A 12,435-nucleotide genomic window follows, 5' to 3' on the forward strand; every position below is an offset into this window, starting at 1 on the left:
AAAGGCCGGCTTGTGGCCGGCCTTCAGGGGGTGGTATTGGCTTATTTTTGGTAAGCCGCAACCGCCTTCAGAATTGCTGCGCGGGCTTCGTCGGCGTTGCCCCAGCCTTCGACCTTGACCCACTTGCCTTTCTCGAGATCCTTGTAGTTCTCGAAGAAGTGCTTGATCTGCTCCAGCAGCAGGGCCGGCAGGTCGGTGTATTCCTTCACGTCCACGTACAGTTGAGTCAGCTTGTCGTGCGGGACGGCGATCAGCTTGGCGTCACCGCCGGCTTCGTCGGTCATGTTCAGCACGCCAACCGGACGGCAGCGGATGACCGAGCCCGGAGCGACCGGGTAGGGGGTCACGACCAGCACGTCCAGGGGGTCGCCGTCGTCGGCCAGGGTGTGCGGGATGAAACCGTAGTTGGCCGGGTAGAACATCGGGGTGGCCATGAAGCGATCGACGAACAGGCAGTCGGTGTCGTGGTCGATCTCGTACTTGATCGGCGCGTGGTTGGCCGGGATCTCGATGGCGACGTAGATGTCGTTCGGCACGTCTTTGCCGGCCGGGACTTTGCTGTAGCTCATGGGCGACTCCCCAGGGTGGGCCTAAAAAAGTGCGCGGATTATAGGCACATTCCCGTGGCGATACCACGGGCGCATGCTTATCCGTTGGTCGTGTCGCGATAGTCCGGATGATCCTGTTGCAGCCGCAGCAGGCGTGCGAGTGGGTCCTGGCGGTAGAACAGACCGAGCTGTCGGTAGACCTCGGGCATGGCGCTGGCGAGCAGGTCGGGGGCGCTGAAGAAGTACTCGCTGGTGACGGCGAAGAACTCCGCCGGATTCTCCGCCGCGTACGGGTCGATCTCGGTGTGAGCTTCGGGATTGGCGTCGAGAACCGCATTCAGCTGCTCGTAGGCGCTCTGCATGGCCGTGGCCCAGGCCTCGATGTACATATTGCGGTGCAGCGGCGGCAGGCCGTTGGCGTCGCCGTTGAGCATGTCCAGCTTGTGCGCCAGCTCGTGGATCACCAGGTTGTAGGCGTCCCAGCCGCCGCTGCTCTGCACGCCCGGCCAGGCGAGGATCACCGGGCCCTGCAGCCAGGCCTCGCCGCTGTGTTCGGCGTCCCATTCATGCTCGATGCCGGCGGCATCGCGGTGACGCTGCGGGCTGACGAAGTCGTCGGGGTACAGCACGATCTCGTGGAAACCCTGGTACCAGTCCAGGTCCGCCAGGTGCAGCAGCGGCAGTTCGGCCATAGCGGCCAGGGTCAGGCGATCCAGTTCATCCAGCTCGACGCCGAGCAGAGCGGTCAGGCGCTTGTGGTGCAGGAACAGGATCGCGCGCTGGAACAGGCGCTGTTCTTCCGCCTCGCTCAAACCATCGAGGATGGGCAGGCGCCCGCGCACCTCATGCCAGTGGCGGGTGGTGTAGGGCGAGCGGGAGAGGATGCGCCGGCGCCGCCAGGCGCGGAATGACCACATGGGGCGGTTCTCTGCGGGGAGTCTTGCCCCTTGATGGTGCGGCGACTGTCAGTCGCCGAGTTCCAGGGTGTAGTTCTTGAAGCGCTCGTCGACGCGAAAACCGATGGATTCGTAGGTCTTCTGCGCCACTTCGTTGTCCACGCTGGTGGCCACGCGCATGCGCACGGCCTGGGTTTCCTTGGCCATCTGCTTGGCGGTCTGCAGCAGGCGGTCGGCGACCAGCATGCGGCGGGCGTCTTCGGCCACGTAGATGTCGTTGAGAATCCATACGCGCTTGAGCGACAGCGAGGAGTAGCTGGGATACAGCTGGCAATAGCCGAGCAGCTTGTCTTCGTCGTCGGCCAGGGCCAGGTAGATGATCGATTCCTTGCGCTTGAGACGGGTCTCGAGGAACTTGCGCGAGGAGTCGGGGAAAGGCAGTTCGCCGTAGAACTCACGGTACTTGATGAACAGAGGGGTCAGCAGGTCCAGGTGCTCCAGGGTGGCTTGGACAATGCGCATGGCAGGCCTCGGTGTCAGTGGACTGGAGTGACTGGCGATGCAGATGCTGTGCCAGTGGTCAGGCCCGATGCTGCCCTAAAGCGGCTGGAAAGCGCAATCCAAGCGAGCGTTTGATCTGCTTATGAATCCAGCAGGAAATTGCGTGGCCCCTCCAGGCCGGGGGCGAGACTGGGCACCTGGGCTTCGTCCTTGAGGTTGACCCCGGACAGCTGGCGGCGGCAGGCCTCGCGCATCAGGTACAGCAGCTTGTGCGCGGCCACGCCGTAGCTCAGGCCTTCCAGGCGCACGTTGGAGATGCAGTTGCGGTAGGCATCGGTCAGGCCGACCCTGGGCGCCCAGGTGAAGTACAGGCCGAGGCTGTCCGGCGAGCTGAGACCGGGGCGTTCGCCGATCAGGATCACCACCATGCGCGCACCCAGCAGCTCGCCGATTTCGTCGGCCACGGCGACGCGGCCCTGCTCGATCAGGGTGACCGGCGCCAGGCTCCAGCCCTCGGCCGCCGTCAGTTCTTCCAGGCGCTGCACAAAGGGCAGGGCGTGGCGCTGCACGGCCAGGGCCGACAGGCCGTCGGCAATGACGATGGCCAGGTCATGGCCCTGCGGTTGCTGGCGCAGCAGGGCGGCGGAATCCGGGTGCAGGCGCCGGCCCAGGTCCGGGCGCTGCAGGTAGATATGACGGTCGGCAGCGGCGCTGCGCAGGTGCAGGCAGCTGTGGCCGCGCTCGGCCAGGCCGGCGGCCAGGCTGGCGTGATCGAAGGCCAGATGTACGGCATCACGGGCCTGGGCATGGGCGTGCTGGAAATCCAGCTGCGCCTGGGTCGGCAGGCTGGTGCCGGCACGGCCCAGGGCAATGCGCGCGGGGGTCAGGCGGCGCAGAGCCTGCCAGGGATTGGCGATTACCGTTGCCTCGGGTTCCAGGCTGACGACGCTGGCGTCCTGCAGCTCGCCCTGGCTGTCGACGAATGCACTCATGCCAGTTGCTCCAGGGCCTTGCGGAAGGGCGCGGGCAGTTGCCGGCCCAGCTCCAGGCGGCCGTCGTGCTGGCGCAGGATGTCCATGCGCTGCAGCCAGGCCTCGAATTCCGGCGCGGGTTTCAGGCCCATGGTCTGGCGCGCGTAGAGCGCATCGTGGAAGGAGGTGGTCTGGTAGTTGAGCATCACGTCATCGGAGCCGGGGATGCCCATGATGAAGTTGATGCCGGCCACGCCGAACAGGGTCAGCAGGGTGTCCATGTCGTCCTGATCGGCCTCGGCGTGGTTGGTGTAGCAGATGTCGCAGCCCATCGGCAGGCCCAGCAGCTTGCCGCAGAAGTGGTCTTCCAGGCCGGCGCGGATGATCTGCTTGCCGTTGTACAGGTATTCGGGGCCGATGAAGCCGACCACGGTGTTGACCAGGAACGGCTTGAAGTGGCGGGCCACCGCATAGGCGCGGGTCTCGCAGGTCTGCTGGTCGACGCCGTGGTGAGCGCCTGCCGACAGGGCGCTGCCCTGACCGGTTTCGAAGTACATCAGGTTGTTGCCCAGGCTGCCGCGGGCCAGCGACAGGCCGGCCTCGTAGCCTTCCTGAAGAATGCCCAGGTTGATGCCGAAGCTGGCGTTGGCCGCCTCGGTGCCGGCGATGGACTGGAACACCAGATCCAGCGGCACGCCGCGGTTGATCGCCTCGATCGAGGTGGTGACGTGGGTCAGCACGCAGGCCTGGGTGGGAATCTCGTAGCGCTGGATGATGCCGTCGAGCATGCGCAGCATCTCGCTGATCGCGGCGATGCTGTCGCTGGCCGGGTTGATGCCGAGCATGGCGTCGCCGTTTCCGTAGAGCAGGCCGTCGAGAATGCTGGCGGCGATGCCGGCCGGCTCGTCGGTCGGGTGGTTGGGCTGCAGGCGAGTGGACATGCGCCCGCGCAGACCCTGGGTATTGCGAAAGCGGGTGACCACGCGAATCTTCTGCGCCACCAGCACCAGGTCCTGTACGCGCATGATCTTCGACACGGCGGCGGCCATCTCCGGCGTCAGGCCCGGGGCCAGGGCGCGCAGGCTGGTTTCGTTGGCGGCCTCGCCGAGCAGCCAGTCGCGAAAACCGCCGACCGTGAGATGGCTGACCGGGGCGAAAGCGGCGCGATCGTGGCCGTCGATGATCAGGCGGGTGACTTCGTCCTGTTCGTAGGGGATCAGCGCCTCGTCGAGGAAACGCTTGAGCGGGATCTCGGCCAGGCACATCTGCGCGGCCACCCGCTCGACGTCGCTACCCGCGGCGACGCCGGCCAGGTAGTCGCCGGAGCGCGCCGGGCTGGCCTTGGCCATGACTTCACGCAGGCTGTCGAAGCGCCAGGTGTTGCCGTCGACGGTGTGGGAATAGCTGCTCATGCCGTGATTCCTGCAATGAACGTGCCCCGCCGGCGTTGGCCGGCGGGGCTGGACGGGTTTGCCTCAGGCCTGGCTCAGCAGCGCATCGGTCGGCGCGTTGGCGCGGTGATGGGCGGTGAACTGGAAGTAGAGGAAACCGGCGGCCATCAGACCAAGGAAGGTTGCGGCGATCAGCGTGTTGAACCAGACCATGGCGACCAGGCAGACCAGCGCCAGGACCAGGGCGATGCCCGGCACTACGGGGTAGCCCGGCGCCTTGAAGGCGCGCTCCAGGTTGGGTTCGCTGCGGCGCAGCTTGAACAGGCTGAGCATGCTCATGATGTACATGACGATGGCGCCAAAGACCGCCATGGTGATCATCGCTGCGGTCAGGCTCATGCCCTGCAGGTTGATCAGGCCGTCGCTGTAGATCGCTGCGATGCCGATCACGCCGCCGGCGAGAATCGCCCGGTGCGGGGTCTGGAAACGGTTCAGCTTGGCCAGGCCGGCCGGCAGGTAGCCGGCGCGGGCCAGGGCGAAGAACTGCCGCGAGTAGCCGAGGATGATGCCGTGGAAGCTGGCCACCAGGCCGAACAGGCCGATCCACACCAGCATGTGCAGCCAGGTCGAGTTGTCGCCGACCACCGCCTTCATCGCCTGCGGCAGCGGGTCGTTGATGTTCGACAGCTCGCGCCAGTCGCCGACGCCGCCGGCCATCACCATCACGCCGATGGCCAGGAACACCAGGGTCAGGATGCCGCTGATATAAGCGCGCGGGATGGTGCGCTTGGGGTCCTTGGCTTCCTCGGCGGCCATGGCCGCGCCCTCGATGGCGAGGAAGAACCAGATGGCGAAGGGGATGGCGGCGAAGATGCCGGAGATCGCCGGCAGACCGAAGCTGTCGCTACCGGCCCAGCCGCCGACCACGAAGTTGCTGAAGCTGAAGCCAGGCGCCACCACGCCCATGAACACCAGCAGCTCGGCGACCGCCAGTACCGTGACCACCAGCTCGAAGGTAGCAGCGATGCTGACGCCGAGGATGTTCAGGGTCATGAACACCAGGTAGGCGCCGACCGCGGCGTGGCGTGGGTCCAGTTCGGGGAACTGCACATTGAGATAGGCGCCGATGGCCATCGCGATGGCCGGCGGGGCGAAGACGAATTCGATCAGCGTGGCCAGGCCGGCGATCAGCCCGGCACGCTCACCGAAGGCTCGGCGGCTGTAAGCGAAGGGGCCGCCGGCATGAGGTATGGCGGTGGTCAGCTCGGTGAAACTGAAGATGAAACAGGTGTACATGGCCGCGACCATCAGCGCGGTGATCAAAAAGCCCAGGGTGCCGGCGGTGCCCCAGCCATAGCTCCAGCCGAAGTATTCGCCGGAAATAACCAGGCCCACGGCGAGGCCCCAGAGATGCAAGGTTCCCAATGTCGGTTTCAGTTTCGTCGTCATTTTTCTCATTCCTCTGCCCAGGGGGCATGCGCGGTTGACTGAGGTCGATGGTAGGGCGTGGGGGGCGGTGGAACTTGACCCTGGCCGACCGTCTCGGTCATCTGCGGTCAAATCGGTGCGCGCCGAGGCGGGGCTCGGTTCGAGGGTTCTGCCCTGCATTGGGGCAATTCGCCGTTAGCGGTTTTATCGAGCGGTCGGTGTGGTCGAGGCATGGCATTTGCTTAAGTGTTTCATCCTTTTACCAGCGCGGCCGATGCCATGAGCCAATCCCTGTTCGCCAGTGCCAGTCTCAACCCCGCCAGCAATGTCGGTGTGCTGTCGGCCGCCGCCAGTGGTCTGGACGGTTTCATCACCGGCCAGGGCGGCGATCTCGACCGGGTCTTCGGCCGCGCCGGCATCGACCCGGAGCAACTGCGCCACCCCACGCTCAGCCTGCCGCTGACCAGCTACTGCCAGGTGCTGGAAGAGGCAGCGCGGCAGTCCGGCTGCGACAATTTCGGCCTGCGCTACGGCCAGCAGTTCCGTCCGCGGGCGCTGGGCCTGCTGGGGTATGTGGGGCTGTGTTCGGAGACCCTGGAAGATGCCCTGCGCAACTTCGCCGCGGCCTTTCCCTATCACCAGCACAGCAGCCTGATTCGCCTGGTCGACTGCGGCGAGTGTTACCGTTTCGACTACCAGGTGCAGCACGATGCCATTCTCGACCGCCGTCAGGACGCCGAACTGACCATGGGCATGGTCGCCAACCTGCTGCGCCATGTGCTCGGCGAAGACTGGGCGCCACGCGCGGTAACCTTCGAGCACCGCCGGCCGGAACAGTGGCAGGAGCATGTCGAGGTATTCGGTGCGCCGGTGCAGTTCGCCCGGCCGTGCAACTCGCTGCTGGTGTCCAAGGGTGACCTGCAGGGCCGGCTGATGCCAGAACGCGACGCCAACCTGCTGTTCCTGGTGCAGGACGTGATTCGCCGCTTGGGCGAGCAGGATGCCGGGCCGAGCCTGGTCGAAGATGCCAGCACGCAGATTCGCCTGGCGCTGGTGCGCGGCGAACCGGGCCTGGAGCTGATCGCCGAGCAGCTCGGGATGACTGCGCTGGGGCTGCAGCGGCGTTTGCGCGATGCCGGCCTTAGCTTCACCCAACTGGTCGAGCAGACCCGTCGCGAGCTGGCCGTGCATTACCTGCGTCAGCGCCGGCCGATCTCCGAACTGGCGCCGCTGCTCGGCTACTCGGAAACCAGCGCCTTCTCGCGGGCGTTCCGCCGCTGGTTCGGCGTCAGTCCGCGGCAGTGGCGCGACGGCTGAAACCGGTCCAAAGACTGCTGCGCGTCGGCCGTCGGCCAGGCGTCGTTGAAAACAGGTTTTCAGCCGGCAGATATGACAACGCCGCCCGCAGGCGGCGCTGTCTAGCTTGGATGACTCAGAAGAAGCCGAGCGGGTTGATGTCGTAGCTGACCAGCAGGTTCTTGGTCTGCTGGTAGTGGTCGAGCATCATCTTGTGGGTCTCGCGGCCGACGCCGGACTTCTTGTAGCCACCGAAGGCGGCGTGCGCCGGATACAGGTGGTAGCAGTTGGTCCATACGCGACCGGCCTTGATCGCCCGGCCCACGCGGTAGGCGCGGTTGATGTCGCGGGTCCACAGGCCGGCGCCGAGGCCGAACTCGGTGTCGTTGGCGATGGCCAGGGCCTCGGCCTCGTCCTTGAAGGTGGTGACGCCGACCACCGGGCCGAAGATCTCCTCCTGGAACACGCGCATCTTGTTGTGGCCCTTGAGCAGGGTCGGCTGCACGTAGTAGCCGCTGGCCAGGTCGCCGCTAAGCTTCTCCACGCCGCCGCCGGTCAGTACCTCGGCGCCTTCCTGCTTGGCGATCTCCAGGTAGCTGAGGATCTTGTCGAACTGCTGCTCGGAGGCCTGGGCGCCGACCATGGTTTCGGTGTCCAGCGGGTTGCCGCGCTTGATCGCGGCGACCTTCTTCATCACCTCGGCCATGAACGTCGGGTAGATGGACTCCTGCACCAGCGCGCGCGACGGGCAGGTGCACACCTCACCCTGGTTGAAGAAGGCCAGCACCAGGCCTTCGGCGGCCTTCTCGATGAAGGCCGGCTCGGCCTGCATGATGTCCTCGAAGTAGATGTTCGGGCTCTTGCCGCCCAGCTCCACGGTGCTGGGGATGATGTTCTCCGCCGCGCACTTGAGGATGTGCGAACCGACTGGGGTGGAGCCGGTGAAGGCGATCTTGGCAATGCGCTTGCTGGTGGCCAGCGCCTCGCCGGCTTCCTTGCCGAAGCCGTGCACCACGTTGAGCACGCCGGCCGGCAGCAGGTCGCCGATCAGCTCCATCAGTACGCTGATGCCCAGCGGTGTCTGCTCGGCCGGTTTGAGCACGATGCAGTTGCCGGCGGCCAGGGCCGGAGCGAGCTTCCAGGCGGCCATCAGCAGTGGGAAGTTCCACGGGATGATCTGCCCGACCACGCCCAGCGGCTCGTGGATGTGATAGGCCACAGTGCCGGCGTCGATCTCGGCGGCGCCGCCTTCCTGGGCGCGGATGCAGCCGGCGAAGTAGCGGAAGTGATCGGCGGCCAGGGGGATGTCGGCGTTGAGGGTTTCGCGCACGGCCTTGCCGTTGTCCCAGGTTTCGGTGACGGCCAGCAATTCCAGGTTGGCTTCGATGCGGTCGGCGATCTTCAGCAGGACGTTGGAGCGCTCCTGCGCGCTGGTGCGGCCCCAGGCATCGGCGGCGGCATGGGCGGCGTCCAGCGCCTTGTCGATATCGGCGGCGTCGGAGCGGGGGAACTCGGCAATCGGCTGGCCGTTGACCGGCGAGATGTTGGTGAAGTGCCGGCCGCCTACCGGGGCGACGAACTCGCCGCCGATGAAGTTGCCGTAGCGCGCCTTGAAGGAAACGATGGCGCCGGGGGTGCCGGGTTGGGCATAGATCATGGGGAATTCTCCTGGCTCTTGTGCTTGTTCGGGAGTGCGTCGAGACGCTGATGGGAACAGAGCAAGCGCTGGGCCAGTGGGCCGTATCCAGCGCGGCACTAGGGCTGCGCGTGTGGCTTGGAGGTGGGCGGTGGGCTGCAGTGTCAGGCCTGGTACAGGGCGGGGTGACACTTTGTCCCATTAACGGGACAGTCGGAGACTCACTGGTCACTTCGCCGTTGCATTGCCCTGAATGCTGGAGGATGCTGCCGGAACGCGGGTCTGGGGTGCCTCCCGAATTCCCGCAGCGGAGAACAATAACAATGCGCACTCAACAGAACCGCCACGTGCAGCGCGTGCTGAACGTGGCGCAGAGCGGGGCGGCGTTGGCCGGCCCCGCGGCAGATCCCTCGGTGGCGCGCTCCTGGCTGCGCTGCCTGGAGCAGCACCATCTCGACCCGGCCCAGGCCATGGCCCCGGCCGTGCTGGAGCACGCGCGCATGCTCGAATGCCGCGAGCGCTCGCGCCAGGTACTGGAGATCGCCAACGGCGAGATGAGCAGCCTGCATCGGCAGCTGGCCGGCTCCGGCAATGCCGTGCTGCTCACCGACGCGCGCGGGGTGATCCTCAACTGCGTGACCCAGCAGGCCGAGCAGCGCACCTTCGAGCGTGCCGGGCTGTGGCTGGGCGCCGACTGGAGCGAGGCTTGCGAGGGCACCAACGGCATCGGCACCTGCCTGGTCGAGCGCCAGCCGCTGACCATCCACCAGGACGAACACTTTCGCTCGCGCCACACCGGCCTGACCTGCTCGGCCAGCCCGGTGTTCGATCCGCATGGCGATTTGCTGGCGGTGCTCGACGTGTCCTCGGCGCGCCGCGATGTGTCGCGGCAGAGCCAGTTCCACACCATGGCGCTGGTCAACCTGTCGGCCAAGGCCATCGAGGGCTGCTATTTCCTGCGCAGCTACGAGAACGAGTGGCTGCTGCGCTTCCATGCCCAGGCCGAGTACATCGGCCTGTTCAGCGAGGGGTTGCTGGCCTTCAACGGCGAAGGCCGGGTGCGCGCGGCCAACCAGAGCGCGCTGAACCTGCTCGGCATGGCCCGCGCCGAATTGCTCGGGCGCTCGCTGGAGACCCTGTTCGATGTACCGCTCGACGAGCTGTTCGCCCGTGCCTCGCCGCAGCCCGGTGCAGCCTGGCCGCTGCGTACCCACGACGGCCAGTTGCTGCACGCCATGCTGCGTGGCCAACGGCGCAGCACGCCGGCGGCGCTGGCGCCGCGCGCCGTGCCGGCCCAGGCACCAGGCCTGTGCCTGCAGGATGGCCAGCTCGCCGAGGCCTTTCGTCGCGGCCTCAAGGTCTATGAACGGGACGTGCCGCTGCTGATCGGCGGCGAAACCGGCGCGGGCAAGGAGGCTTTCGCCCGCGCCCTGCACCAGGCCTGCTCGCGGCGCGGCAAGCCGTTCGTGGCGATCAACTGCGCGGCGATCCCCGAGGCGCTGATCGAGAGCGAACTGTTCGGCTACCGCGGCGGCAGCTTCACTGGTGCGCGCAAGGAGGGCATGCGCGGCAAGCTGCAGCAGGCCGACGGCGGCACCCTGTTTCTCGACGAGATCGGCGACATGCCGCTGGCCATGCAGACCCGGCTGCTGCGGGTGCTGGAAGAGCGCGCGGTGGTGCCGGTCGGCGCGCTGGAGGCGCAGCCGGTGGACCTGCGTCTGATCAGCGCCAGCCATCGCGACCTGGCCGCTCTGGTCGCCGCGGGGCAATTTCGCGAAGACCTGTTCTACCGCCTCAACGGCCTGCAGCTGCGCCTGCCGCCGCTGCGCGAGCGCGAGGACCGCGAGGCCCTGCTCGATCAATTGCTGGCCGAGGAGGGCAAAGGGTTGAACGTGCGCCTCGATCGTGCGGCGCGCCAGGCCCTGCTGGACTACCCCTGGCCGGGCAACGTGCGCCAGTTGCGCACCGTGCTGCGCACGCTGCTGGCGTTGTGCGAGGACGACTGGATCGGCCTCGACGATCTGCCCGGCGAACTGCGTGCGGCTGCGCCGCAGTGGCCGGTCTCTGCACTGACCGAAGATCCCCTGGCCCAGGCCGAGCGCGACACCTTACTGCGCCTGCTCAATGCGCAGCACTGGCACGTCAGCCGGGTGGCGGCGGAGCTCGGCATCAGCCGCAACACCCTGTACCGCAAGCTGCAGCGCCACGGTATTCGCCGTCACGGCTGAGCGATTCAGTTACCCCCAGCTGACGTGGATGAAGCTGTGGATAAGCTGTCGGCAGCCGGTGCTTGCCCAGGCGCCATAAGGGCTGCCGCGGGATGGTCGAATTTCGAGCATATTCAGTGACTTGGCGCTGAGGTTAAACACAGTAACTGTGTGCCAGTCTGTGGATAAGTTGTGCGCAGATGGTGCTGCGCCCGAGGTTGTGGGCGTTGTACTCGGTTGGGCGATTTTCAGTCAGTGATGTGTCCACAGGCACCTTTCGCCGCTTGCCCACAGAAACCCTGGGTAAGGCTGTGGACAAGCTGTTCGGGGCTTGCCCCAGGTGCCGCCAGGCCTGCGTTGCACAGGCCTGGCGTTTTTTCATTCAGCGCCTCAGAGGCGGCCGTGCAAGGCGTCGTCGAACAGCTTGGCGCAGTCGGCTTCGGTCAGTTCGCGCGGGTTGCCGCCGGCGGAGGGATCGACCACCGCCATCTTGGCCACCAGCGCGGCGTGCTCGTCGGTCACCTTCATCTCGGCCAGGCTGTGCGGCACGCCGCTGTCGCGGCGCAGCTGCATGACCAGTTCGAGGAAGCTGTCGAAGCCGGGATTGGCCAGGCCCAGCCAGGCGGCCAGGCGGGTGATGCGCTCCTCGATCACGCAGCGGTTGAACTTCAGGATGTAGGGCATCAGCACGGCGTTGGTCATGCCGTGGTGGCTGTCGTACAGCGCGCCGATGGGGTGGGCCAGGGCATGCATGCCGCCCAGGCCCTTCTGAAAGGCAGTGGCACCCATGGCAGCGGCGGCCAGCATGTCGGCGCGGGCGTCGAGGTCGTCCGGCGTCTTTACCGCGCGCACCAGCGACTGTTGCACCAGGCGCATGCCTTCCACGGCGATGCCCTCGGCCATGGGGTGGAAACCCGGTGCGCAGTAGGCTTCCAGGCAGTGGGAGAAGGCGTCCATACCGGTGCCGGCGGTGATGAAGGCCGGCATGCCGACGGACAGCGCCGGGTCGCTGATGACGATCTTCGGCATCATCAGCGGGTGGAAGATGATGCGCTTGGTGTGCGTGCGCTCGTCGGTGAGGATGCCGGCGCGGCCCACTTCCGAGCCGGTGCCGGCGGTGGTCGGCACGGCGATGATCGGCGCGATGCCCTTGGGATCGGCACGGGTCCACCAGTCGCCGATGTCCTCGAAGTCCCACACGGGGCGGCTCTGCCCGCTCATGAAGGCGATCAGCTTGCCCATGTCCAAACCGCTGCCGCCGCCGAAGGCGACCACGCCGTCGTGCTTGCCGGCATGGTAGGCGGCCAGGCCGGCCTCCAGGTTGGCGCCGACCGGGTTGGGTTTGAGCTCGCTGAACAGTGCGGCGCCGAGGCCGGCGGCCTTGAGCGAGTCCAGCGCGGCGGTGGTGATCGGCGCACCTGCCAGGCCGCGGTCGGTGACCAGCAGCGGGCGCTGCATGCCGACGCTCTGGCACAGCTCCGGCAGCTCGCGGATGCGGCCGACACCGAAGCGTATCGAGGTGGGGTAGTTCCAGTTGGCGGTCTTGCTCATGGCGGACTCC

10 protein-coding genes are annotated in these 12,435 nt (G+C 66.7%); 2 read left to right on the forward strand and 8 right to left on the reverse strand.

Annotated elements, in window-relative coordinates; genetic code table 11:
- Window positions 1-41 precede the first annotated feature (41 nt).
- The 6 genes from ppa to eat form a co-directional block, all read right to left on the reverse strand.
- Complete coding sequence (gene ppa / locus AYB31_RS18195) at window positions 42-569, reverse strand: inorganic diphosphatase (RefSeq protein WP_068830309.1); 528 nt, start codon at window positions 567-569, stop codon at window positions 42-44.
- A gap of 77 nt (window positions 570-646) precedes the next feature.
- Complete coding sequence (locus AYB31_RS18200; protein ID WP_068830311.1) at window positions 647-1,465, reverse strand: zinc-dependent peptidase; 819 nt, start codon at window positions 1,463-1,465, stop codon at window positions 647-649.
- Between the two features lie 48 nt (window positions 1,466-1,513).
- Window positions 1,514-1,966: a GNAT family N-acetyltransferase gene (locus AYB31_RS18205; protein WP_068830313.1), complete on the reverse strand. Its 453-nt coding sequence runs from the start codon at window positions 1,964-1,966 to the stop codon at window positions 1,514-1,516.
- Between the two features lie 119 nt (window positions 1,967-2,085).
- Window positions 2,086-2,937, reverse strand: coding sequence for an ethanolamine ammonia-lyase subunit EutC (eutC, locus tag AYB31_RS18210; RefSeq protein ID WP_082805353.1), 852 nt, complete (start codon window positions 2,935-2,937; stop codon window positions 2,086-2,088).
- Window positions 2,934-4,328: an ethanolamine ammonia-lyase subunit EutB gene (locus AYB31_RS18215; protein WP_068830314.1), complete on the reverse strand. Its 1,395-nt coding sequence runs from the start codon at window positions 4,326-4,328 to the stop codon at window positions 2,934-2,936. The genes eutC and AYB31_RS18215 overlap by 4 nt, the downstream gene beginning before the upstream one ends.
- A gap of 63 nt (window positions 4,329-4,391) precedes the next feature.
- Window positions 4,392-5,756 carry an ethanolamine permease gene (gene eat / locus AYB31_RS18220; RefSeq protein WP_068830316.1) on the reverse strand — a complete coding sequence of 455 codons (1,365 nt, stop codon included), beginning with the start codon at window positions 5,754-5,756 and terminating at the stop codon, window positions 4,392-4,394.
- Window positions 5,757-6,014: 258 nt separating this feature from the next.
- Here eat and qhpR point away from each other — a divergent pair, with 258 nt between their 5' ends.
- Window positions 6,015-7,052, forward strand: coding sequence for an AraC-like transcriptional regulator QhpR (gene qhpR, locus AYB31_RS18225; RefSeq protein ID WP_068830453.1), 1,038 nt, complete (start codon window positions 6,015-6,017; stop codon window positions 7,050-7,052).
- A gap of 115 nt (window positions 7,053-7,167) precedes the next feature.
- Here qhpR and exaC read toward each other — a convergent pair whose 3' ends face one another.
- Window positions 7,168-8,688 carry an acetaldehyde dehydrogenase ExaC gene (gene exaC / locus AYB31_RS18230; protein ID WP_068830318.1) on the reverse strand — a complete coding sequence of 507 codons (1,521 nt, stop codon included), beginning with the start codon at window positions 8,686-8,688 and terminating at the stop codon, window positions 7,168-7,170.
- A gap of 302 nt (window positions 8,689-8,990) precedes the next feature.
- On the opposite strand from exaC, the gene AYB31_RS18235 reads away from it, so the two are divergent.
- On the forward strand, window positions 8,991-10,895 hold the full coding sequence (locus tag AYB31_RS18235) for a sigma-54-dependent Fis family transcriptional regulator (RefSeq protein ID WP_068830320.1): 1,905 nt from the start codon (window positions 8,991-8,993) through the stop codon (window positions 10,893-10,895).
- Window positions 10,896-11,264: 369 nt separating this feature from the next.
- Here the strand turns inward: AYB31_RS18235 and AYB31_RS18240 are convergent, their stop codons facing one another.
- On the reverse strand, window positions 11,265-12,425 hold the full coding sequence (locus AYB31_RS18240) for an iron-containing alcohol dehydrogenase (protein WP_068830322.1): 1,161 nt from the start codon (window positions 12,423-12,425) through the stop codon (window positions 11,265-11,267).
- Window positions 12,426-12,435: the final 10 nt, after the last annotated feature.

It is taken from the genome of Pseudomonas sp. BMS12 (assembly GCF_001592875.1).
In the GTDB taxonomy this organism is placed as follows: domain Bacteria; phylum Pseudomonadota; class Gammaproteobacteria; order Pseudomonadales; family Pseudomonadaceae; genus Aquipseudomonas.

Coding starts and splice junctions, on each gene's coding strand:
- ppa (WP_068830309.1), bottom strand. CDS start 569: ATGAGCTACAGCAAAGTCCCGGCCGGCAAAGACGTGCCGAACGACATC.
- AYB31_RS18200 (WP_068830311.1), bottom strand. CDS start 1,465: ATGTGGTCATTCCGCGCCTGGCGGCGCCGGCGCATCCTCTCCCGCTCG.
- AYB31_RS18205 (WP_068830313.1), bottom strand. CDS start 1,966: ATGCGCATTGTCCAAGCCACCCTGGAGCACCTGGACCTGCTGACCCCT.
- eutC (WP_082805353.1), bottom strand. CDS start 2,937: ATGAGTGCATTCGTCGACAGCCAGGGCGAGCTGCAGGACGCCAGCGTC.
- AYB31_RS18215 (WP_068830314.1), bottom strand. CDS start 4,328: ATGAGCAGCTATTCCCACACCGTCGACGGCAACACCTGGCGCTTCGAC.
- eat (WP_068830316.1), bottom strand. CDS start 5,756: ATGACGACGAAACTGAAACCGACATTGGGAACCTTGCATCTCTGGGGC.
- qhpR (WP_068830453.1), top strand. CDS start 6,015: ATGAGCCAATCCCTGTTCGCCAGTGCCAGTCTCAACCCCGCCAGCAAT.
- exaC (WP_068830318.1), bottom strand. CDS start 8,688: ATGATCTATGCCCAACCCGGCACCCCCGGCGCCATCGTTTCCTTCAAG.
- AYB31_RS18235 (WP_068830320.1), top strand. CDS start 8,991: ATGCGCACTCAACAGAACCGCCACGTGCAGCGCGTGCTGAACGTGGCG.
- AYB31_RS18240 (WP_068830322.1), bottom strand. CDS start 12,425: ATGAGCAAGACCGCCAACTGGAACTACCCCACCTCGATACGCTTCGGT.